This window comes from Pseudomonas sp. FG47, assembly GCF_057809115.1.
Map to the genome: position 1 here is coordinate 33,027 of NZ_JBMDJI010000022.1, position 22,755 is coordinate 55,781.

Sequence of the window (22,755 nt, forward strand, 5' to 3'; positions counted from 1 at the left end):
CCTGCTTCACCGAACCCAACGATCTCGCTGCTGCAACCGCCACCCGACCCATCCCAGCGTCCCCGCCCGCAACGCCATGAACCCCAGAAACGCCAACCACAACCCATGGTTGCCGAACCCACGCATGACAACCGCCACAGGCAACGCGATCACCACCGACACCAGCATCGCATTGCGCATCTCCCGCGCCCGCGTCGCGCCGATGAACAGCCCATCGAGCAGGTAGCTCCATACCGCCACCAACGGCAGCAGCGCCAGGTAAGGCAGGAAGGGATACGCCGCCGCGCGCACGCTGGCGATGTCGGTCTGCATATCGATGAATACGTGCCCGCCCAGCACGAACAGCACCGCGAACCCCAGGCTTACGATCAGCGACCAGCCACAGGCCACCACTAATGTACGCCGCAACGACTGGCGATCGCGGGCGCCGATGGCATGGCCGCACAGGGCCTCGACCGCATGGGCCAGGCCGTCGAGGGCATAGGCGGTGAGCAGCAGGCCATTGAGCAGCAGGGCGTTGGCCGCCACCGTGGCCTCGCCCAGGCGCGCGCCTTGCACGGTCAGCAGCAGGAACACCAGTTGCAGCGCCAGGCTGCGCAGGAAGATATCGCGGTTGACCGCCAGCAGCGGGCGCCAGGCCTGCCAGCGCTTGAGCGCGGCCCAGGCGGCATGCCCGGGGTAGGCGCGCAGCGCCGGACGGGTGAGGGCCAGGCCGAGCAGCGCGGCGCTCCATTCGGCGATCACCGAGGCCCGCGCCGAACCGACCACGCCCCAATCCAGACCGAGCACGAACCACAGGTTCAAGGCAATGTTCAACAGGTTGGTGGTCAACAGGATGGCCAGCGGCGCCCGGGCGTTCTGGGTGCCGAGGAACCAGCCGACCAGGGCATAGCTGGCCAGCGCCGCCGGCAGGCCGAGCAGGCGGGTGTGGAAAAAGGCTTCGGTCGATGCCTGCAGCGCCTCGCTCGGCTGCATGGCGTGCAGGGCGAGCTGGCTGAAGGGCAGGGCGAGCAGGCCGATCAGCACGGCCAGGCCGAACGCCAGTAGCAGCCCCTGGGCCAGCACCTGGCGCAGCGCGGCGCCATCGGCGCGGCCGGCGGCCTGGGCGGCAAAGCCGGTGGAACCCATGCGCAGGAAACCCAGCAGCCCGACCATGAAGGTGAACAGCGTGGCGCCCACCGCCACCGCGCCCAGTTGGTGGGCATGGGGCAAGTGGCCGATCACCGTGCTGTCGACCAGCGCCACCAGTGGCACCGAGATGTTGGACAGGATCATCGGCGCGGCCAGGGCCCAGACCTTGCGGTGGGTGAGGCGGTCGCGCCAGGCGGTGGACAGTGACGACATGCAGGCTCCAGCAGGGTGATCGTGGGGCGTGGGAGCGGGCTTGCCCCGCGATTGCAAAACGATTGTACCGACCCGGCAACCAATCCGCGCGAACAGGGTCTCACTTGCCGCGCATCGCCAGGTAAGCCAGCAGCGGTTGCGCTATAGTTGCCCCTCCTCATGTACACGCTGCCGAAGAGTTCCCACTCAAATGCTCAACAAAGGATTGTTGCTGGCCTGCGCGCTGGCCTTGCTCAGTGCCTGTGATTCCTCCACGCCGGACAAGCCAGCGGCGCCGGCCGACGCCGCCACTGCCGTCGCGCCCGCCGAAACCAAGACCGCCAAGCGCGAAGACCCCGCCGTGCTCGCCAAGCGCTACGCCGGTCGCGAGCTGACCGTGCTGGATGTCTCGGAAGTCCAGCTCGACGGAGCCAGCACCCTGTCGGTCAGCGTCTCCGCGCCGCTGGATGCCAACCAGGACTTCGCCGCCAGGCTGCACCTGGTCGATACCGTCAAGGGCAAGGTCGATGGCGCCTGGGAACTCTCCGACAACCAGATGGAACTGCGCCTGCGCCACCTCGAACCGCAGCGCAAGATGGTCCTGACCATCGACAAGGGCCTGCTGTCGGTCAACGGCAACACGCTCGCGGCCGAATCGGTCAGCCGCTTCGAAACCCGTGACATGCAACCTACCGTGGGCTTTGCCAGCCGCGGCTCGTTGCTACCCACGCGCCTGGCCGAAGGCCTGCCGGTGATCGCCCTGAACGTCGATAAGGTCGATGTCGAGTTCTTCCGGGTCAAGCCCGAGATGCTCTCGACCTTCCTGGTCAACTGGGGCCGCAACGCCAGCCTGTACTACTACCAGTCCAGGGAAACCCTGGACATGGCCGAGCTGGTCTACAGCGGCCGCTTCGACCTCAACCCGGCGCGCAACACCCGCGAGACCGTGCTGCTGCCGATCGCCGGGATCAAGCCTTTGCAAGAGCCGGGTGTCTACCTGGCGGTGATGCGTGCATCCGGCACCTATGACTACTCGCAGCCGGCGACCCTGTTCACCCTCAGCGATATCGGCGTGTCCGCCCACCGCTACCGCGACCGCCTCGATGTGTTCACGCAGGCCCTCGAGGGCGGCAAGGCGCTCAACGGTGTCAACCTCGAGCTGCATGACGACAAGGGCAAGCTGCTGGCCCAGGCCAAGACCGACGGCGACGGCCACGCGCAGTTGCCGATCACCGCCAAGGCCGACACCCTGATCGCCACCCAGGGCGTGCACACCACCCTGCTGCGCCTGAACACCGCGGCCCTGGACCTGGCCGAGTTCGACATCACCGGGCCGCAGGCCAACCCTTTGCAGTTCTTCATCTTCGGCCCGCGTGACCTGTATCGCCCGGGCGAGACGGTGCTGCTCAACGGCCTGCTGCGCGACCAGGACGGCAAGCCGGTCAAGGCCCAGCCGGTGACCGTGGAAGTACGCCGCCCGGACGAGCAGGTCAGCCGCAAGTTCGTCTGGGAAGCCGACCAGAACGGCCTGTTCCAATACCAGTTGCAACTGGCCACTGAGGCCCCGACCGGCCGCTGGCAACTGCTGCTCGAGTTGGGCGGGGGTCGCAAACAGGTCTACGAATTCCTCGTCGAGGACTTCCTCCCCGAGCGCCTGGCGCTGGAGCTCAAGGGCAGCGCCGCGCCGCTGACGCCGGAACAGACCGCCAGCATCCAGGTCAATGGCCGCTACCTCTATGGCGCGCCGGCCGCCGGCAATCGCCTCAGCGGCCAGGCTTACCTGCGTCCGCTGCGCGAAGCGGTGCCGGCGCTGCCGGGTTACCAGTTCGGCGCGGTCACCGAGACCGAGCTGAACCAGGACCTGGAACTCGACGAAATCACCCTCGACCAGAACGGCAAGGCGCGCATCGATATCGAGAGCCGCTGGAGCGAAGCCCGTTCGCCTTTGCAACTGACCGTGCAGGCCAGCCTGCAGGAGTCCGGTGGCCGGCCAATCACCCGCCGCCTGGAACAGCCGATCTGGCCTGCCGACCGTCTGCCAGGCCTGCGCGGCCTGTTCGACGGCGAGGAAACCGACAGTGACGCTCCGGTGCAGTTCGAGTTCCTGGTCGCCGACCGCAACGGCAAGAAGCTCGCCGCCGACAACCTGAAGGTACGGCTGATCCGCGAGCGCCGCGACTACTACTGGAACTACTCGCAGGGCGACGGCTGGAGCTACAACTACAACGAGAAGTTTCTCACCCAGGCTGAAGAAACCATCAGCGTGAAGGCCGGCTCCACCGCCAAGCTGAGCTTCCAGGTCGAGTGGGGCCCGTACCGCGTCGAGGTGGAAGATCCGCAGACCGGACTGGTTTCCAGCGCGCGCTTCTGGGCCGGCTACCGCGCCCAGGACAACGCCGAGGGCGGCGCCGTGCGCCCCGACCAGGTGAAGATCGCCCTGGACAAACCGGCCTACGCCGACGGTGCCACCGCCAAGGTCACCGTCACCCCGCCGGCCGCCGGCACGGGCTACCTGATGGTCGAGTCCGCCGATGGCCCGCTGTGGTGGCAGGAGATCGAGGTGCCCGCCGAGGGCAAGACCTTCGAGGTCGAACTGGACAAGAAGTGGAAACGTCACGACCTGTACATCAGCGCCCTGGTGATTCGCCCGGGCGAGCGCAAGGCCAATGCCACGCCCAAGCGCGCCGTGGGCGTGCTGCACCTGCCGCTGAACCGCGCCGAGCGCAAGCTCGCCGTGACCTTGCAGGCGCCGGAGAAGATGCGTCCCAAGCAGCCGCTGACGGTGAAGCTCAAGGCCGCCAACGCCGATGGCAGCGTGCCCAAGCAGATCCACGTGCTGCTGTCCGCCGTGGACGTGGGCATCCTCAATATCACCGACTTCAAGACCCCCGACCCGTTCGCCAGCCTGTTCGGGCGCAAGGCCTATGGCGCTGACCAACTGGACATCTACGGGCAACTGATCGAAGCCGGGCAGGGGCGCCTGGCCAGCCTGGCGTTCGGCGGCGATGCCGCCATGGCCAAGGGTGGCAAGCGCCCCAACACCACGGTGACCATCGTCGCCCAGCAGAGCGTGCCGGTGACCCTGGATGACCAGGGTCAAGGGCAAGCCACAGTCGAGATCCCCGACTTCAACGGCGAACTGCGGCTGATGGCCCAGGCCTGGACCGAGGAACACTTCGGCATGGCCGAGGGCAAGACGGTGGTTGCCGCGCCGTTGATCGCCGAGCTGTCGGCGCCGCGCTTCCTTGCCGGTGGCGACCGCACCAACCTGGCGCTGGACCTGGCCAACCTGTCCGGGCGCGCCCAGCAACTGAGCGTGCAACTGGCTGGCGAAGGCCAGCTGAGCCTGGTCGGTGGCGCGCAGCAGAATGTCACCCTGGCCGAGGGTCAGCGCAGCACCTTGCTGATCCCGGTGCTGGCCCAGGGCGGCCTGGGCCAGGGCAAGGTGCGGGTACGGGTCGATGGCTTGCAACTGCCGGGCGAGCCGGGCACTGCCTTCGAACGTGAATGGACCTTGGGCGTGCGCCCGGCCTATCCGGCCATGCTCAAGCACTATCGCGTGGCCCTGAAGGACCAGCCCTGGAGCCTGCCGGACAGCGACCTGGCCGAGTTCGAGCCGGCCGGCCTCGAGGCCAGCCTGGCGCTGTCGAGCCGCCCGCCACTGAACCTCGCCGAGCAAATTCGTGCCCTCGAGGCCTATCCCTACGGCTGCCTGGAACAGACCACCAGCGGTTTGTACCCATCGCTGTACGCCGATGCCGACAGCCTCAAACGCCTGGGCATCAAGGGCGAACCGGCCGAGGTGCGCAAGCGCAAGATCGAGATGGGCATCGAGCACCTGCTGGGCATGCAGCGCTACAACGGCAGCTTCGGCCTGTGGAGCTCGGACAGCGAGGAAGAGTACTGGCTGAGCGCCTATGTCACCGACTTCCTGCTGCGTGCCCGTGAGCAGGGCTACGGTGTACCGGCCGAAGTCGTGAAGAAGGCCAGCGAGCGCTTGCTGCGCTACGTGCAGGAACGCAACCTGATCGAGGTCGACTACAGCGACAACGCCGAGCATACCCGCTTCGCCGTGCAGGCCTATGCCGGGCTGGTGCTGGCGCGCAGCCAACAGGCGCCGCTGGGTGCCCTGCGCAGCCTGTTCGAACGCCGCGCCGACGCCCGCTCCGGCCTACCGCTGGTGCAACTGGCGGTAGCGCTGGACAAGATGGGCGACAAGACCCGCTCGCAGCAGGCCCTGCAGGCAGGCCTCGCGGTCAGCCGCGGCAAGGGCTGGATGGCCGACTACGGCAGCGCGCTACGCGACCAGGCGCTGATCCTGGCGCTGTTGCAGGAGAACAACCTGGCCGGCAACCAGGTCGACCAGCGCCTGTTCGCCTTGTCCGATGAACTGGCGGCCAACCGCTGGCTGTCGACCCAGGAACGCAACGCGCTGTTCCTCGCCGGCCGTGGCCTGCTGGGCAAGCCGGAAGGCAACTGGAAGGCGCGCCTGGACAGCGCCGGCGAAGTGCGTGAATTCAACAACGGCGATACCGGCATGAAGCTCGAAGGCCCACTGTTGGCCGCGCCGTTGACCGTGCAGAACGAAAGCAGCGAGACCCTGTACCAGCAGCTAACCTTATCCGGCTACCCGCGCCAGGCCCCGGCCGCCGCTGGCAACGGCATGGAGATCCGCCGCGAGTACCTGGGCATGAACGGCCAGGCCCTGGATGTGCGCAACCTGCGCAGTGGCGACCTGGTGCTGGTGCACCTGGCGCTCAAGGCCCAGGCCCCTGTGCCGGACGCCCTGGTGGTGGACCTGCTGCCGGCGGGCCTGGAGCTGGAGAACCAGAATCTGGCGCAGAGCGCGGCCAGCCTGGACAACGCCAGCAGCGCGGTGAAGCAGTGGCGCGAGTCGATGCAGAACGCCAGCGTGGTGCACCAGGAGTACCGCGACGACCGCTATGTGGCCGCACTCAAGCTCGACAGCTACGGCACTACCCACCTGCTGTACCTGGCACGCGCGGTGACCCCGGGCAGCTATCGCATTCCGCCGCCGCAGGTGGAGTCGATGTACCGGCCCAACCTGCAGGCGATTGGCGAAAGCCAAGGTGAAATGGTGGTGCGCGCTCGCTGAGTTCATGTGCCTTTTGTAGGAGCGGCCTTGTGTCGCGATAGGGCTGCAAAGCAGCCCCGGGGTATCAGCGTCGACGCAGAAATTTGCGGGGCCGCTGCGCGGCCCTATCGCGACGCAAGGCCGCTCCTACAGAGCTTTCAATGCACCACCCAGCTCAACACCCACAAGCCCAGCAGCGCCCAGATGATCCCGAGGATGATCGATGCCCGCATGAACGCGCGGACCGCCGAGTACAGCAGCATCAGGCCAACGATGAGCGCAAGGATGCTGACCAGCGAGGTGTCCATGCCCAGCGTGCGCGCCAGGCCGTCGATGAAATTGCCACCGGCGTTGGCCAGCAGGTTGAACAACCCGCTCAAGCCATCGACGATGAAACGGATCACCGCCCCCAGCGCCTGTCCCAGCCACTCGAAAAAACCTTCTACATGCATAGTCGCTTCCTGATGAACGAATCGGTGATATCCAGCCTTTGGCCATCACCTGGCCCGCTCGGTTCCCGATGCCAAGCTTAGCGCGCCCACTGCGCCGTGTGGCGATTGCGCTGTTGGCGATCCTGGCTCTGGTATGGCTGGCCGATCGCTTGTGGCCGTTGCCGATGCCCGGCGACGACCTGGCACGGGTGGTCCTGGCCGAGGACGGCACGCCGTTGTGGCGCTTCGCCGATGCCGACGGCGTGTGGCGCTATCCGGTCAGCCCAGACGAAGTCTCGCCGCTGTACCTGGAGGCCTTGCTCGCCTACGAGGACCGCTGGTTCTATCAGCACCCCGGGGTCAACCCCATGGCCCTGGCCCGGGCAGCCTGGCTCAACCTGCGTGGCGGGCGGGTGGTGTCCGGTGGCAGCACGTTGTCGATGCAGGTGGCGCGCTTGCTCGAGCCGCACGACCGCACGCTGCCGGGCAAGCTGCGCCAGCTGTGGCGCACGGCGCAGCTGGAATGGCACCAGTCCAAGCGCGAGATCCTCCAGCTGTACCTCAACCGCGCGCCGTTCGGCGGCACGTTGCAGGGGGTGGCGGCGGCCAGCTGGGCATACCTGGGCAAGTCACCCAGGCACCTGACCCCGGCCGAGGCGGCGTTGCTCGCCGTACTGCCCCAGGCGCCCAGCCGGCTGCGCCCGGACCGCCATCCCGCGCGTGCCCAACGGGCCCGCGACAAGGTGCTGCAGCGCCTGGCCGAGTACCAGGTATGGCCGAGCCAGCGCATCGCCGAAGCCCGTGAAGAACCTTTGTTGCTGGCACCGCGCCAGGAGCCGGCACTGGCGCCGTTGCTGGCGCGGCGGCTGAACACTGCGAGCAGCCCGCCGCTGATTCGCACCACCATCGATGCTGCCCTGCAACGGCGCCTTGAGGACCTGCTGCTGGGCTGGCGCGCGCGCCTGCCCGAGCGCACCTCGGCGGCACTGTTGGTGGTGGAAACCCAGAGCATGGCGGTGCGCGCCTACTTGGGCTCGATCGACCTCGGCGATCAACGCCGTTTCGGCCACGTGGACATGATCCATGCCCTGCGCTCGCCCGGCTCGACCCTCAAGCCGTTCCTCTACGCCATGGCCATGGACGATGGCCTGATCCATTCCGAGTCGCTGTTGCAGGATGTGCCGCGGCGCTACGGCGACTATCGCCCCGGCAACTTCTCCATGGGCTTCAGTGGCCCGGTGTCGGCCAGTTCGGCGCTGGCGTTGTCGCTCAACCTGCCGGCGGTGCAACTGCTCGAGGCCTACGGGCCCAAGCGCTTCGCCGCGCAGATGCGCATGGGTGGCATGCCGTTGCTGTTGCCGCCGCTGGCCGAACCGAACCTGTCGTTGATCCTCGGCGGCGCGGGCAGCCGCCTGGAAGACCTGGTCGGCGGCTACGCCGCGTTCGCCCGGGGTGGACACAGCGCGAAGATCCGCCTGCAACCCCAGGACCCGTTGCTCGAGCGCCGCCTGCTGTCGCCGGGCTCGGCGTGGATCACCCGGCGCATCCTCAGCGGCCTGGCCCGCCCGGACCGTGACCCCAATGCCGAGCTGGTGCAGCGCCCGCAACTGGCATGGAAGACCGGCACCAGCTATGGCTTTCGCGATGCCTGGTCGGTGGGCGTCGGTCCGCGCTACCTGATTGGCGTGTGGATCGGTCGCCCCGACGGCACCCCGGTGCCAGGCCAGTTCGGCCTGGCCTCGGCGGCGCCGCTGATGCTGCAGGTGCACGACCTGCTCAGCAACCGCGACAGCCAGCGCGGCATCGAGGTGCCGGTGGCGGCGGTACCGGCCTCGGTGGGGGTGGCGGCGATCTGTTGGCCGCTGGGCCAGCCCATGAACCGCCAGGACGACAACTGCCGGCGGCAGCGTTTTGCCTGGACCCTCGACAACACCACCCCGCCGACCTTGCCGGCGGCCGACCAGCCGTTGGGCTTGGGCCTGCGCGAAACGGTGTGGCTCAACGAGCAGGGGCTGCGTGTAGACGCCGGTTGCCCCGGCGCCAAAGCCCGCGATATCGCCCTGTGGCCAGCAGCGCTGGAGCCCTGGCTGCCGCGCCTGGAGCGGCGTGCCGCGCGCTTGCCGGCGCTGGACCCAAGCTGCCCGCCGCATGTGGCGCCCAGCGCGCCGCCGTTGTCGATTGTCGGTGTGCGCCCCGGCGACAACCTGCGCCGCCCGGCGACCAGCAGCGAGCCGTTGCAATTGCGGGTTTCGGCCTTGGGCGGTGGTGGCCAGCGCTGGTGGTTCGTCAATGGCCAGCCGTTGGGCGAGACCCAGGGGCAGGACAGCCTGCTGGTGCGCTTCGAGCAAGCCGGGCGGATCGAGCTCAGTGCCCTGGATGTCAGCGGCGAAACGGCGCGGGTGGAGTTCCAGGTCAGCGAGTAGGGCGCTGCTGGGCCGGACACCGGCGTTGCCGGTGTTCGCCAGCAAGGCGGGGCTCCCAGGCCTGACGCGGTACTAATGACATGGGTTTATATCCTTGGTGAGCGTTGCCCGAGCGATTTTGCAAGGTTATGAAACTACTGCGCTTTTCGCCGTGTCTGGAGCCCTAACCTGGGTACTAATACCAACTTGTGAGCTACCCCTTTACAACCCTCGGGCCTTCACTGCTGAACGTAGGGCGACGATGCCGTCGACCCAACCACACGAGCAGCAGGAGTCATTCCCATGAACACTCAAGCGTGGAGCAGAACCGCCACGGCGCTGGCGATGATCATGGCGCTGGGCCTGGCAGGTTGCAGCAGTGGCGGCGGTGGACACCACAGCGAGGTCGACGGCTCGTCTGCCGATGGCACTGCGGCGGCCGGTGGCAGTGGCGATGGCTCAGGCGGTTCGGGAGGTACAGGCGGCACCACACCCGGTGATGGGAGTGCCGGTAGCGGTGGTGGCACAGCAGGCGGAGCCACGCCCGGCGGTGGGACAGGTGGTGGCACCACACCGGGTGGTGGCGGCGGCGGTACGGGCGGTGGGTCTACCACCCCGCCGCTGGTCACTGGCCAGGTGGTCGATCAACTGGGCAATACCGTCTCCGGTGTCGGTGACGGTGTCAGTAACCTGGGCCAGCTGATTGGCGGCTTGCCCATCGTTGGCAGCACCTCGTTGGGCGCTGGGGTGGGCGCGCTGGTGTCGTCCACCGGCGCTGCCGTGAACAGCGTCGGCAGCGGCCTGAGCGATGGTCTCGGACAACTGGGCACAGGCAACAATGCCGTCGGCACCACGGTGGGCGTGCTCGGTGCCGCCACGGCGGACCTGGGCACCGGTGTCTCCGGCCTGGGCCAGGGCGTGGCCGGGCTAGCCAGCAGCGGGCCGGTCGAGCAGGTGCCGCTGGTCAACCAGGTGGTCGCGGGCGCCGGGCAGGGCGTCGACCGGGTCGGCCAGGCGGTGACCATGCTGGGCGACACCCTGACGCCAATCGGCAGCAGTGGCCCGTTGGCGGGCACCAGCCAAGGGCTGAGCGACGCGGTGGTGCCGGTGGTCTCGCTGGTGGAGAACACGGCAGCGAATGCCACCCGCCAGACCGGGCTCGCGGCACCGCTGAACCAGACCCTCAACCAGGTGGGCGGGGCATTGACCCAGGCTGGCCAGCAGGTCGCCGGCAACGGCAATCCGTTGGCGGCCAGCGTCGGCCAGCTGGTCGCCAATGCCGGCACCACCGTCAGCACCAGCAGCGGTCTGGCGCCCATTACCGGCGGCCCACGCAGCGGCTTGCTGGAAACCGTCGGCGGCGTGGTGGCCGGTGCCGGTAGCGGCCTGGCCAGCAGCACCGGCAATCCGGCGGTGGCGGCCATCAGCACCAGCACGGTACAAGCCGGCAACACCGTCGCCAGCCTGGGAACAGTGCTGGGCGGCAATGGTCTGACCAACACCGCGGCCGGGGTGCCGCTGGCCGCCGTGACCCAGCAAGTGGGCACGGGGCTGGCGCCGGTGGTTTCCGGGGTGGCCAGCGTGACGCAGCAGGTCGGCACCAGTACCGGTGCAGGCGCCCCGGTGGCGGGGTTGTTGAATCAGGTCGGCGGCGCTGTCGGCACGCTCGGCACGCAACTGGCCGGCGCATCGGCCAATCCTGTGGTGAGTCAGCTCGGCACCACGGTCACTGCCGTTGGTGGCACGCTCGGCCAGGCCGGCAGCCTGGTCAATGGCGGCGCAGGGCAACCCAGCGGGCTGGGCGGCGCACTCAAGGGCGTGACCGGCGCCCTGGCTGGCGGGCAACGCTGAGGCGACGGGCTACGCTCTAGGTGAGGTGCCTGGGCGGCAGGGTCGTCCAGGCACCGTTGCCAACACAGGATCATGGAGTGTCCCGATGCGTCTATTGCTGGTGACGATGTTGGCGCTGAGCTGGGCCGGCCTGGCCGGCGCCGAACCGCTGCCGAGTTTCCTCAACAGCAACGACACCGAACGCCGCCTGCCCACCCCCAACCTGCCGTTGGACGCCTATCGCCCAGGCGCTGGCGCCGCGCAACTGCCGCAGACGCAGCCGAGCGCCCAGCAGCCCTTGTTGATGAGCACCCGGGTCGCGGTACGCAAGGTGCGCTTCGAAGGGGGGACGGTGTATCCGCTGAGCGAGCTGCGCGAGCATTACCAGCCGCTGATTGGCCGCGAGGTTGCCCTGGCCGAACTGATCGACGTCACCCGCCGCCTCACCCAGCGCTACCAGCAGGATGGCTACCTGCTGTCCTATGCCTACTTGCCGCCCCAGGACTTCGCCGATGGCCGGGTGCGCGTGGTGCTGGTGGAAGGCTATATCCGCGATGTCCAGATCGACGGCGAGATCGGTGGGGCACGGGCTTATCTCGAGCAGTTGCTCGACAAGCTCAAGGCCGAACGCCCGCTGAGCCGGCAGAGCTTCGAGCGCTACACCAGCCTGGCCGGGCGCATCCCCGGCGTGACTTTCCAGGCCCAGGTGCCGCCGCCCGGCACCACCGATGGCGCGACCCGGCTGGTCGCCCAGGTTTCACGCCAGCCGTTCACCACCAGCATGAACCTCAACGATGGCAGCCGCGACGACCTGCAGGCGTTGCTCGGCGCCAGTAGCAATGCGCAGAGCCGTTTCGGCGAGCAATTGGGTGCCAGCGTGCTGCTGCCGCCCGGCGAAGACAAGGAACACTACTACCGCCTCGACTACAGTCAGTTCCTCGACGCCGAGGGCTCGCGCCTGCTGCTGTCGGCTTCGCGCTATCGCAGCGATCCCAAGGCGCGCATCCGCCTGGACAACGGCATCGACCTGACCCAGCACCGGGAGAACGAACGCTATTCGGTCGGGCTCAGCCAGTCGCTGATTGCTTCGCCCAGCGAATGGCTGGAGGTGGTGGGGCGCTTCTACGTGGTCAACGACCGCATCGACTACCAGGTCGTGGGTTTTCCACTGCGGTTGGACAGCCGCACCGACCTGCGCGCGCTGTCCTTCGAGGGCGACTGGCGCAAGGCCGAGGCGCGGCGGCTGCGGATCATCAGCGCCGGTGTGTACCAGGGGTTGGACTACTTCGGTGCGCGGAGCAACGCTGACTATGACCTGGACTTCCTGCGCCTGCGCTTGTCCGGGGTGCAGAGCGACGATTTTGGCGACCACTGGCAAGGCGTGATCTCGGCGGCGGGTTACTGGAGCAACGACAGCCTGCCCGACAGTGAGCGCGCGGTGTTTGGCGGGCAGAACTTCGGGCGCGGCTACCCCAGCGACCAGGGCTCCGGCGACAAGGGTTGGGGGCTGGCCTACGAGGTCAACTACAGCTTCAAGCGCGAGGGCGCCTGGCTCAAGGTCGTGCAGCCCTATATCGCGCTGGATGCAGCGCGGGCCTGGTTCAATGAGCTCGAGGTACGGAAGGCGAAAATGTCATCGGCGGCCCTGGGGCTGCGCTTTGGCGATGCGCGCTATTACAACGTCGCGGTGGAGGTGGCCAAGCCGATGTCGGATATCGCCTTGGACAGCCTCAACCGACGACCACGGTTGAACCTGAGTTTCAGTTATCAGTTGTAGAAGGCTACGCACTTCTTTGTGGGAGCGGCCTAGTGTAGTCACAGCTATTTAACGACCTGCATCAACGGCTTGGGGAACAGATTGTCCAGCGTTTCCAGCAGGCGCGCGTGATAGATCGGTTTGCGAAACAGGTCCAGCACCTGCAAGCGCAGCAGGTCGCTGACATCGTCCATGTCGGCATGCCCGGACATCACGATCACGGGCAGGTGCTGGCGTGCGGTGTGCTCGCGCAAGCGCCGAACCAGGCCGATGCCGCTTTCCTCTGGCATGCGCAAGTCGGTGATAACCAGCGCCACGTCCGGGTGTCGGGTCAGTTGCTGCAGGGCCGCTTTCACCGAGGCGGCCGTGTGGCAATTGAACCCTTCGTTCTCCAGCAACTCGGCCAGCTCCAGCAACGCCTCTTCCTCGTCGTCTACCAGCAGGATCTGTTGTCGCAAGGAAGAGGTGGGCATGGTCGGCTCCTGTTCAGGGGACTGCAGGTCATGCTGGCTTCAGCTGATCAGGGGGTGATCGCGTCCTGGATGGTGTCCATGATCGTTTTGACCTGGGCGGAGATGGGGTCGACGAAACCGGCCAGCACCACCGCCACCATGGCAGCGATCACGGCGTACTCGATGCCGGATGCGCCTTCCTTGCTCTGCAGGAAGACCTTGCAATGGATGAACAGCTTCTGAAGCAGCAGCATGGCATTTCTCCTCGCGCTCGTTGGGCGCCGGTAATCGGGGCTTGTTGAGTGATACCCCTTTGCCATCAGAGCATCGCCAAGCCGTGGCAGGCTGCAAATGTAAGAAGGTGATAACTCGAAAGTATTGGTGCGGATCAGGCAATCCAAGTGCCTGTTTTGGCAGCGCGTCAATTTCATGGCTCGAAAAAAACGGCACAGGTAATGGCGAAAGATTACGGCTCAGCTACCGTCCAATAGCGAAATAGTTTCCTTTTGCCATCATTGGCTGCGGGCATGGAGGGAGAGCGCAAATGAGTAGTCGCCTGACCCTGATCCTCGCCGGCCTGTTCCTCCTGGCAGCCTTGCTCGCCGGTTATTGGGGCCTGCGCCTGAGCCGCCCGAGCGAGTTGCCGCCCGCGCCGGCCGTGGCCCCCAGCGAGGCCGCCGTTCCAGCCCCGGTGGTAGCTGCCGCGCCCCCCGAGCCTGCGCGTTCGCCTATTGTCGTTGTGCGCCGGGCGGTACCGGCCAATATCCCGCTGACCGAAGAGGATGTACTGGTAGACCGACTGCAAGTGGTGCCTGCCGGGGCCTTCCAGCGCTTAGATCAGGTGCTTGGGCGCAGCAGTACGCGGCCGCTTTCGGCAGGGAGTTGGCTGGATGAATCGAGCTTCCAGGCCGGTGGCCCGTTGGCGCGGATGATTCGCCCCCATGAGCGCGCGGTGGCGGTGGCCGTGGATGACGTGATTGGCGCCGGCGGCCAGCTACGCCCAGGTGACTTCGTCGATGTGCTGCTGTTCCTGCGTGAAGAGAACAACAACCCGCAGTCCTCCGCCCAGGTGGTGCTGCCGGCCTTGCGTGTGCTCAGCGTCGACCAGCAGACCGGGTTGGCCAACGATGGCCGGCCGGCACAGACTGCCGAGGAACAGAAGGCCCGTCGCGACCAGCAGTCGCTGAACAGCAACGCCACCCGCACGGTCGGCCTGGCGGTGCCCGAGGCCCTGGCCAGCCGCCTGATGCTGGCGGCCCAGGCCGGCACCTTGCGCCTGGCGGTGCGCAGCGCCGATGAACAGCGCTTGGCGGCGTACTGGTCCGGCCAGGCCGCCAGCCCGCAGCTGGACAGCGCCAAGCGCGAGCTCTACCGCTTCAGCCAATTGTCCCAGGTGCCCGCGGCCAGTTCCGCCGCGATGGCTGCTGCCGGCGCGCCGGCCATGCAGATCATTCGTGGCGCGCAGAGCGGCGATAACAACAAGACTCCCTGACCGGCAAGGATGCGATCCATGCGTAGTTCTTTGCGTGTTCTTCCCTGTGCCTGGCTGCTCGGCCTGGCCATGCTGGCACCTTTCGCGCAGGCGGCCAGCGGCTGTGCGGCCTTTGGCCAGTTGCCGTCGGTGATCGAGCTGGACCAGGGCTTGCAGCAGGAGCTGCGCTTGCCAGTGGCGATCACCCGTGCCGCGGTGGGTGAGCCGAAGGTCGCCGATGTGCAGCCCAGCGGCGAGCGCGCGGTGCTGCTGACGGCGGTGGCCCAAGGCAGCACCAGCCTGATGCTGTGGACCGACTGCGTCGCGCAGCCGCACCGCGCCATGCTGTTCGTCAAAGGCCGGGCCAGCGCCGACATGACCGAGACCGCGCAACTACCGTCGGCGCAAGCCGATTTGCCGGTGCAGGTGCAGGCTGACATCCGCTTCGTCGAGGTGCGCCGGCTCAAGTACAAGGAGGCCGGCGCGCGGTTGTTCTTCAAGGGCTCCAATAGCCTGGTCGGTGCGCCCGGCACGGTGCCCGGGGCCACGGTACGTCCGACCGACCTGCCCGGCGTGGGGCTGAACGACAATGTCTTCAACATCGTCCTGGGCGGCAACAATGGGCGCTTCATGGCGATGATCAACGCCTTGGAGAACAGCGGCTTCGCCTACACCCTGGCACGCCCCAGCCTCACCGTGCTCAGCGGCTTGACCGCAAGCTTCCTGGCCGGTGGCGAGATTCCCATTCCGGTGCCCAGCAGCGGCAGCGACAACGTGTCGATCGAGTACAAGGAGTTCGGCGTGCGCCTGGCGCTGACCCCCACGGTGGTCAGCCGTGACCGCATCACCCTGAAGGTGGCCCCCGAGGTCAGTGAGCTCGATTACAACAACGCGGTGGTCATCGCCGGCACCCGGGTGCCGGGGTTGAGCGTGCGGCGCACCGATACCAGCATTTCTCTGGCCGATGGCGAGAGCTTCATCATCAGCGGCCTGATCACCAGCAACGTGCGTTCGGGCGTGGACAAGATGCCGGGGCTGGGCAATTTACCGATCATCGGCGCGTTCTTCCGTCAGTCGGCGCTCAACCGCGAGGAGACCGAACTGCTGATGATCGTGACCCCGCATCTGGTCCAGCCGCTGGCCGCCAACGCGCGCCTGCCCGAGTTGCCCGGCGAGCGCCTGCGTACCTACGACCCTAGCTGGGGTCGCCTGTTCTTCATGGAAAACGGCAACTTCGAAGGCCGTGGCGGGTTGTCCCAATGAGCGAAAGCCTGAATCACACCTACCTGGCCCTGACCCGCAACGAGGAAGACCTGCACTGGTTGCAGGGCGCCCTGGCGCCGCTTGGCCAGGTGATCGGCGCCAGCAGCCCAGGCCTCGACGAATTGCTGGCCTTGGTCGACATGACTTTCAGCAACCTGGTGTTCATCGGCCTGGACCGCGAGCAGTTGATCGGCCAGTGCGCGCTGATCGAGGGCCTGCTAGAGGCCAAGCCAATGCTGGCGATCGTCGCCCTTGGCGATGGCATGGATAACCAACTGGTGCTGCATGCCATGCGTGCCGGTGCCCGCGACTTCGTCGCCTACGGCTCGCGCGCCAGCGAGGTGGCCGGCCTGGTGCGGCGCCTGGGCAAGCGCCTGCCGACGGTGGCCAGCAACCCCAACCTGGGGGGCCTGAGCGTGCTGTATGGCGCCCAGCACGGCGCCGATGGCGCGTTGCTCACCACTCATCTGGCGCGGGTGGTGCAGGACAGCGGCCAGCAAACCCTGTTGCTCGACCTTGGCCTGCCCCGTGGCGACAGCCTGGCACTGCTGGGGCTGGAGGCCTCGTTCCATTTCGGCGATGCCTTGCGCCACTTGCGCCGCCTTGACGCGACCCTGATCGACAGCGCCTTCAGCCGCGACAAGGGCGGCCTGCGCATCCTCGCCTATGCCGACAACGACGATGCCCTCGGCCAGACCAGCGCCGCCGAGGTGTACATGCTGCTCGGCGCCCTGCGCCAGCACTTCCAGCACATCGTCGTGAACCTCACCGGACAGGGCGACAGCGAGGCGTTGCGCACCATCGTCAGCCACTGCGACAAGCTGATCCTGTACACCGACCAGAACATCCTCGATTGCCGGCGCAACCTCGACCTGCTCGAGCAGTGGCGTGATCGCGGGATCAAGCTCGAGCACGCCAGCTTGCTGGTCGACCGCTACCTGCGCCAGGTGGCGCCGGATGCCGAGACCTTGGCCAAGCGCTACGGCTTGCCGTTGCTCAATGTCATGCCGCATAGCCCGGAGGTGCGTCTGAACGCCAAGAACCAGGGCCTGAGCCTGTTCGAGCTGGCCCCGCGCGAAAGCCTGACCCAGGCCTTGCGCGGCCTCGGTGAGCGCCTGGCGCGTCGCTCGGAAAACCTGGCGCCGCCGGCCCATGCCTGGTTGCGCCGGCTGTGGGGCAACCGATGAGCCTCGAAGAACCCTTTGGCGGACCGCGCCATGCCGCAAGCGATCCGCAGGTGCTCAAGCGCGCCTTGCATCGGCACGTCATCGACGCCATCGAGGACAGCGGCCGCAACCTGCTCGAAGGCCCGCGCCCGGCACTGGCACAGTTCGTCCTCGAACAGGTCGGCGACTATGTCGCCCGGCTGCGCCTGGCGCTTTCGCGCTACGAGATGGAGCGTCTGGCCGAGGAGATCGTCGACGAGTTGACCGGCTACGGGCCGCTGGAAGTGCTGCTGCGCGACCCGAGCGTCACCGAGATCCTGGTCAACGGCCCGTACCGGGTGTTCGTCGAGCGCGCCGGTTTGTTGCAGCAGACCGACCTGCGCTTCATCGATGCGCACCATGTCGAGCGGGTGATGCAGCGCATCCTCGCGCCGCTGGGCCGGCGCCTGGACGAGTCGTCGCCGATGGTCGACGCGCGCATGCCCGACGGCAGCCGGGTCAACGCGATCATTCCACCGGTGGCGCTGGACGGGCCGTGCCTGTCGATCCGCAAGTTCCGCCAGGACATGCTCAAGAGCGCCGACCTGCTGGCCACGCGGGCCATCGACCAGGCCATCTACGACTTTCTCGAACGGGCCGTGGCCCGACGTTGCAATATCCTGGTCAGCGGCGGCACCGGCACCGGCAAGACCACGCTGCTGAACATCCTCAGCCAGATGATCGCGCCCCAGGAACGCCTGGTGACCATCGAGGACGTGGCCGAACTGCAACTGCACCACCCCCACGTGGTGCGCCTGGAGACCCGCCCGCCGAATGCCGAGGGCCATGGCGAGATCAAGGCCAGCGAGCTGATCCGCAATGCCCTGCGCATGCGCCCCGACCGCATCATCCTCGGCGAGATTCGCGGCGCCGAGGTGCTCGATGTGATGACCGCGATGAACACCGGCCACGACGGGTCGATGAGCACCGTGCATGCCAACAACGCCCAGGATGCCTTGCTGCGCCTGGAGACCCTGGTCGGCCTGACGGGGCGCCAGGTTGCCGAGAAGACCTTGCGGCAGATGATCTGCGCGGCCTTGGACGTGGTGATCCAGCTGACTCGCCTGGCCGATGGCCGGCGCTGCGTGAGCGAGGTGCTGGAAGTGGTAGGCGTGCGCGACGACGTATATGTCACCAATACCTTGTTCCGTCTCGACCGGCGCAGCGGCGACGGCTTTTTGCGCGAGGCGCCGAACCCGGCGGGCAGCAAGCTGCGCCACGAGGGGGTGTTGTGATGGGGCCGCTGCTGCTGGCGTTGTCGCCGTTGCTGCTGGGCATGGCGCTGCTGCTGTTGCGTCTGGGCCTGTACAAGCGTGGCGAGGAGCGCATCCTCCAGCGCCTTGGCCGGGCCTATCGCGCAGTGCGTAATGCCAATGCCCGGCGCGACTGGCTCGATCCGCTGTTGCAACGCGCGGGCTTGGCGCATGCCGACTTCTCGCCGCGTCCGTGGCTGGCGGCCTGGCTGGTGTTGACGCTGCTGGCAGGCCTGGTCGCCGGCTGGGTGGCGGCATTGATGACGCTGTTGGGCCTGCCATTGCTCGGGCATTTCTACCTGAGCTGGCGCTGCCGCCATCGCCTGCAGCGAATCATTCAGCAACTGCCGGGGCTGCTCGACTACAGCGTGCGCAGCCTCAAGGCCGGGCGCACCCTTAGCGAAGCGGTACTGGGTGGCGTCGACAGCACGCGCGAGCCGCTGCGTTCGGCGATGCTGCGAGTACGGCGCAACGTGCAGTTGGGCGTGCCGCTGGAGGACGCAGTCAGCGAACTGGCCGAACTGTATGGCCAGGCCGAGCTGCGCATGTTCGCCCTGGGGCTGCGCATCAACCAGCGCCATGGCGGTAACGCCAGCGAACTGCTGGAGAACCTGATCAAGTTGATTCGCGAGCACGAGCAGGGCGACCGCCAACTGCGCGCGATGACCGGTGAAACGCGGATCACCGCGTGGATCCTTGGCGCGCTGCCGCTGACCATGGTCGGTTACTTCCTGATCGCCAACCCCGGCTATTTACTGGCCATGTGGCGCGACAGTCACGGGCAGATGATGCTGCTGTTCGCCTTTGCCTTGCAGGCGGTTGGCTGCCTGGTGCTATGGCGCATGATGAGGAGTTTGTGACCATGGCCCTGATGCTCAGCGCCCTGTGTTTGTTCGTCGCTTTTGCCTTGCTGGCCTGGCAGGGCGCCCGGCAGGTGCAGGCCCGACAACGCGTGCTGCGACGCCTGCAGGGGCGGTTGGGGCGGGACGAGCGCTTGGGCGACTGGTTGCAATGGCTGGGCAGCAGTCCTTTGGGGCGGCGCCTGCAACGGCTCGACGGCGAGACCCAGGCGCTGCTCGACCGGGTCGGTTGGCGTCGCAGCCGGCAACGCGCGCTGTTCGCCGCGGTGCAGCTGGGGTTACCGCTGTTGGCGGTAGGCGTGGTGCTGTTGCTGGCGCACGGCGTGCCGGGGGAAAACCGCGGGCATTGGGGCGTGCTGGTGCTGTGCGGCCTGGGCGTGGGGTATCTGTTGCCCAAGCGCTTGCTGGTGATCGCGGCGGCGCGCCGGCAGCGACAGATCGCCGAGGAAGTCAGTTTGTTGATTCCGCTGTTGCGCATTCTGTTCGAGACCGGCCTGGCAGTGGAGCAGGCCCTGCGGGTGCTGGCCCACGAGGGGCGCAGCCTGGTGCCGAACATCAGTGATGAACTGCGCCTGGTGTTGCAACGGGTCGACTCCGGCTTGGCCCTGGGGCCGGAACTGGAAAAGAGCGCGCGGTTGCTGGCGGTGGACGAGCTGATCGACACCTGCGTGATCCTCCAGCAGTTGCTGGTGCAGGGTAGCGGCTCGATGAAGTCGCTGCTGGCGCTCAAGGACCTGCTCGACGATCGGCGCCTGACCGGCTTGCAGGAGCGGGTCTCGAAGATGTCGGCGAAGATGTCGGCGGTGATGATGGTATTCCTGTTCCCGGCCTTGCTCATAGTCCTGGCCGGGCCGGGCTTTTCTGCGCTGGCGCGGGCGCTGGGGTCGTGAATGGCGACCGCCCAGGCCGTTGCCGTCAAGTCCAGCGCAGAGGTTTTGATCCGCGAGAGAAGGATGTTTTCGTTCAGGGGAGAGACGCGATGAAAGCGATCCTGTTGTTCAGCAGCCTGTTGCTGCTCGCCGGTTGCGCCGGTCAGCAGCCCGAGGGCCTGGCCCGCCTGCTCGGTGGCGGCAGTTGCGGCAAGCCCGACACCGACCAGCAATTGAGCCTGGACATGGCCGACCAGATGATCAACGAAGGCCGCCCCCATGCCGGGTTGGCCCACCTCGAGCAATTACCCGACACCCTCGACCAGGTGCGCCTGCGCAAGGCCAAGGTGCTGCGCGTGCTGGGACGCAGCGAAGCCGAGCCGCTGTACCGCAGCCTGCTCGGCGGTTGCCTGGCGGCCGAGGGCGAGCACGGCCTGGGGCAACTGGCCGCCGCCCGTGGCGACGACGCTCAGGCCCTGCGCAACCTGCAACGGGCCGTGCGCCTGGCGCCGACCGACGAGAACGTGCGCAACGACCTGGGTGTGGTGCAGATGAACCTGGGCAACCACGAGCAGGCGCGCTTCGAGTTCCTCACCGCTCTTGAGCTCAGGGACGACAACCCGTTACCGGCGGTGAACCTGGTGACCTTGTCGCTGCTGCAGGACCACTGGGACCAGGCCGAGGACCTGGTCAAGCGCCTGCACGTGCAACCTGAGCAGTTCGCCGAGGCCCGGGCCCGGGCGCAACGTATCCGTGCCAGTGGGCGCGGGCCGCTTGCGGCGAGCGGGGCTTCGGCCCCCGCGCTGCTCAACTGACTGGAGGTGAGTATGTTCAAGCACTGCATCGCTGTCGGCTGTCTGCTCATGCCCTTGCTGGCGGCGGCCGAGGATCCCGCGCGTCCACCGCGGGCGCCAACCGCCACGGAAACCTTGCTGCAGCTGCAGGCAAGCAATCGCCAGGCCTCCCCGGTGCGCCAGGTGCAGACGGACAAGGAGCGCGACCAGTCCATGCAGCGCTGGCTGGACAGCTACAAGTACGCGATCCCGGATTTTTACCGGTGGACCAAGATCAATTCGTCGAACAACGGCGGCTGATGCGATCGTGGCCGGTAGTCCTCGCGCTCCCACGTCGGTTGGTCGAGATCGAGTCAATGCGTGGTAAAGCGCTGATGCACCGGCGACGAGCGTGGGGTCAGTGCCAGCGCCAGCTGGGTGCGGTTGTGCATGTGGGTCAGGCGCAGCACCTGCGACACATACAGCTTCACGGTGTTCTCGGTGATGCCCAGCTCGCAGGCAATCTGGTAGTTGGTCTTGCCCTTGCTCACCAGCCGGGCGACCTCCAGTTGCCGCGGCGACAGCTTCTCGAACGCCGCGGGTAGCTCCGGTTCGCCTTCCTCGGCATCGCTGGCGCGCCGGTGGGCGCCCTGGCCACGGGCTTTCTCCAGGTCTTGATAAAGGTCGTCGATGGACTCGGCCAGCTCTTGCAGGCGCTGATTGAGGCTGCCCAGCTCGCGGAAGTTGCGACGCCGCTCCAGCAGCGCGGCTTCTTGCCGACGCACGCCCTCGAGCAGTTCGTCGAGGTCCATGGGCTTCTGGTAGTAGTCGGCGAACCCCTCGCGCAGGGCGCGAATCACGTCCTGCTTGTCGGCGCGCCCAGTCAGCATGATGGCTTCGAACAGGCGTTGTTGCCCGGCCACCTGTTTCAGCGCGCGGACCAGCTCGATGCCATCGCGCTCGGGCATGTGCAGGTCGCAAAGTACCAGGCCGATGGCTTCGTCGGCTTTATAGCAGTCAATGGCCTGGCCCGTGGAGTGCGCCGGGATACAGCGGTAACCCTCGCTTTCGAGGAACTCGCATAACTCTTCGACGATCAGCGGCTGGTCGTCGACAACCAGAATCTTCACCTCACTGACGGACTTGTTCACGATCAACTCCCTGTTGTATCGGCCCTGCTCCCGGGCCAGACGCTCTGGCAGGTAGAAAAGTAGTCGCACTTTGCAATTATGTACATTGGCCTCGCGCCTTATTCGACCGTACGGTCGTCTATTGGATCCAAACGGCTGTCAGCAGGAAGCCGGCCAGTACGTACGGGGCGAACGGCTGCTTGTCACCGACCTGTTCGGCCAGCGCTTGCATGCGCTTTTTCACCTTGGGGTTGAGCAGGGTCCACAGGCGGCGGCGACCGAATAGCCAGGCCAGCACCGTGACCCCGGCGCCGATGAAGGTGCCGAGCACGTACTGCGGGCTGGTGGCCAGGGCCAGGGCGCCCATCAACTTGACGTCGCCGGCGCCGAAGCGGCCGAGCATGTAGCCGGGCAGGGTGAGCAGCATGACGATGGCCAGTGCCCAGCCCGCCTCGCTGGCCTCGGCGCCGATCCAGCTGCGCCCGGTGGCGAACAGCCAGACCAGGGCACAGGCAGCGACTCCGAGGGTGAGGGTGTTGGAGATTTGTCGTTCACGGACATCTTGTTCGGTGCACAAGGCAAGCCACATCAGAAGAACAATGCTGTGCATTGGCAAATGGCCATCCCTATTCGTTGAACGGA

18 protein-coding genes are annotated in these 22,755 nt (G+C 67.1%); 12 read left to right on the forward strand and 6 right to left on the reverse strand.

Going from position 1 to position 22,755, the window contains the following annotated elements; genetic code table 11:
• Window positions 1-6: 6 nt before the first annotated feature.
• Window positions 7-1,344 (reverse strand): MATE family efflux transporter, encoded by a 1,338-nt coding sequence (locus ACODS5_RS16850; RefSeq protein ID WP_134692502.1) that lies wholly within the window; start codon window positions 1,342-1,344, stop codon window positions 7-9.
• A 190-nt stretch (window positions 1,345-1,534) separates the two neighbouring features.
• On the opposite strand from ACODS5_RS16850, the gene ACODS5_RS16855 reads away from it, so the two are divergent.
• Complete coding sequence (locus ACODS5_RS16855; protein WP_489109207.1) at window positions 1,535-6,439, forward strand: alpha-2-macroglobulin; 4,905 nt, start codon at window positions 1,535-1,537, stop codon at window positions 6,437-6,439.
• A gap of 137 nt (window positions 6,440-6,576) precedes the next feature.
• Here ACODS5_RS16855 and ACODS5_RS16860 read toward each other — a convergent pair whose 3' ends face one another.
• On the reverse strand, window positions 6,577-6,870 hold the full coding sequence (locus ACODS5_RS16860; RefSeq protein WP_134692498.1) for a hypothetical protein: 294 nt from the start codon (window positions 6,868-6,870) through the stop codon (window positions 6,577-6,579).
• 68 nt (window positions 6,871-6,938) lie between these two features.
• Between ACODS5_RS16860 and pbpC the strand changes: the two genes are divergently transcribed.
• From pbpC to ACODS5_RS16875, 3 genes are all read left to right on the forward strand, one after another.
• Window positions 6,939-9,272 carry a peptidoglycan glycosyltransferase PbpC gene (pbpC, locus tag ACODS5_RS16865; RefSeq protein WP_489109208.1) on the forward strand — a complete coding sequence of 778 codons (2,334 nt, stop codon included), beginning with the start codon at window positions 6,939-6,941 and terminating at the stop codon, window positions 9,270-9,272.
• 282 nt (window positions 9,273-9,554) lie between these two features.
• On the forward strand, window positions 9,555-11,102 hold the full coding sequence (locus tag ACODS5_RS16870) for a collagen-like triple helix repeat-containing protein (RefSeq protein ID WP_489109209.1): 1,548 nt from the start codon (window positions 9,555-9,557) through the stop codon (window positions 11,100-11,102).
• 85 nt (window positions 11,103-11,187) lie between these two features.
• The gene (locus ACODS5_RS16875) at window positions 11,188-12,858 is read left to right on the forward strand and encodes a ShlB/FhaC/HecB family hemolysin secretion/activation protein (protein WP_489109210.1); all 1,671 of its coding nucleotides are present in this window, start codon (window positions 11,188-11,190) and stop codon (window positions 12,856-12,858) included.
• Window positions 12,859-12,902: 44 nt separating this feature from the next.
• Here ACODS5_RS16875 and ACODS5_RS16880 read toward each other — a convergent pair whose 3' ends face one another.
• Window positions 12,903-13,310, reverse strand: a complete 408-nt coding sequence (locus ACODS5_RS16880; protein WP_489109211.1) for a response regulator — start codon at window positions 13,308-13,310, stop codon at window positions 12,903-12,905.
• Window positions 13,311-13,357: 47 nt separating this feature from the next.
• Window positions 13,358-13,543, reverse strand: a complete 186-nt coding sequence (locus ACODS5_RS16885; protein WP_489109212.1) for a Flp family type IVb pilin — start codon at window positions 13,541-13,543, stop codon at window positions 13,358-13,360.
• 290 nt (window positions 13,544-13,833) lie between these two features.
• Between ACODS5_RS16885 and cpaB the strand changes: the two genes are divergently transcribed.
• The 8 genes from cpaB (at window position 13,834) to ACODS5_RS16925 (ending at window position 21,304) form a co-directional block, all read left to right on the forward strand.
• On the forward strand, window positions 13,834-14,781 hold the full coding sequence (gene cpaB / locus ACODS5_RS16890) for a Flp pilus assembly protein CpaB (RefSeq protein WP_489109213.1): 948 nt from the start codon (window positions 13,834-13,836) through the stop codon (window positions 14,779-14,781).
• Between the two features lie 18 nt (window positions 14,782-14,799).
• Window positions 14,800-16,023, forward strand: coding sequence for a type II and III secretion system protein family protein (locus ACODS5_RS16895; RefSeq protein ID WP_489109214.1), 1,224 nt, complete (start codon window positions 14,800-14,802; stop codon window positions 16,021-16,023).
• The gene (locus ACODS5_RS16900) at window positions 16,020-17,210 is read left to right on the forward strand and encodes a CpaE/TadZ family protein (protein WP_134692482.1); all 1,191 of its coding nucleotides are present in this window, start codon (window positions 16,020-16,022) and stop codon (window positions 17,208-17,210) included. The genes ACODS5_RS16895 and ACODS5_RS16900 overlap by 4 nt, the downstream gene beginning before the upstream one ends.
• Complete coding sequence (locus tag ACODS5_RS16905) at window positions 17,207-18,463, forward strand: TadA family conjugal transfer-associated ATPase (protein ID WP_489109215.1); 1,257 nt, start codon at window positions 17,207-17,209, stop codon at window positions 18,461-18,463. Before ACODS5_RS16900 ends, ACODS5_RS16905 begins: the two co-directional genes overlap by 4 nt.
• Window positions 18,460-19,341, forward strand: a complete 882-nt coding sequence (locus tag ACODS5_RS16910) for a type II secretion system F family protein (protein ID WP_489109216.1) — start codon at window positions 18,460-18,462, stop codon at window positions 19,339-19,341. The genes ACODS5_RS16905 and ACODS5_RS16910 overlap by 4 nt, the downstream gene beginning before the upstream one ends.
• Window positions 19,342-19,343: 2 nt before the next feature.
• Window positions 19,344-20,231: a type II secretion system F family protein gene (locus ACODS5_RS16915; RefSeq protein WP_489109217.1), complete on the forward strand. Its 888-nt coding sequence runs from the start codon at window positions 19,344-19,346 to the stop codon at window positions 20,229-20,231.
• Window positions 20,232-20,320: 89 nt separating this feature from the next.
• A complete protein-coding gene (locus ACODS5_RS16920) occupies window positions 20,321-21,025 on the forward strand; it encodes a tetratricopeptide repeat protein (RefSeq protein WP_134692474.1) in 705 nt (234 codons plus the stop codon).
• 12 nt (window positions 21,026-21,037) lie between these two features.
• Window positions 21,038-21,304 (forward strand): DUF3613 domain-containing protein, encoded by a 267-nt coding sequence (locus ACODS5_RS16925; protein ID WP_134692472.1) that lies wholly within the window; start codon window positions 21,038-21,040, stop codon window positions 21,302-21,304.
• Window positions 21,305-21,357: 53 nt separating this feature from the next.
• Here ACODS5_RS16925 and ACODS5_RS16930 read toward each other — a convergent pair whose 3' ends face one another.
• Together ACODS5_RS16930 and ACODS5_RS16935 are read right to left on the reverse strand one after the other, a co-directional pair.
• Complete coding sequence (locus ACODS5_RS16930; RefSeq protein ID WP_372239511.1) at window positions 21,358-22,140, reverse strand: response regulator transcription factor; 783 nt, start codon at window positions 22,138-22,140, stop codon at window positions 21,358-21,360.
• Window positions 22,141-22,252: 112 nt separating this feature from the next.
• A complete protein-coding gene (locus tag ACODS5_RS16935; RefSeq protein WP_134692468.1) occupies window positions 22,253-22,723 on the reverse strand; it encodes an A24 family peptidase in 471 nt (156 codons plus the stop codon).
• Window positions 22,724-22,755 lie beyond the last annotated feature (32 nt).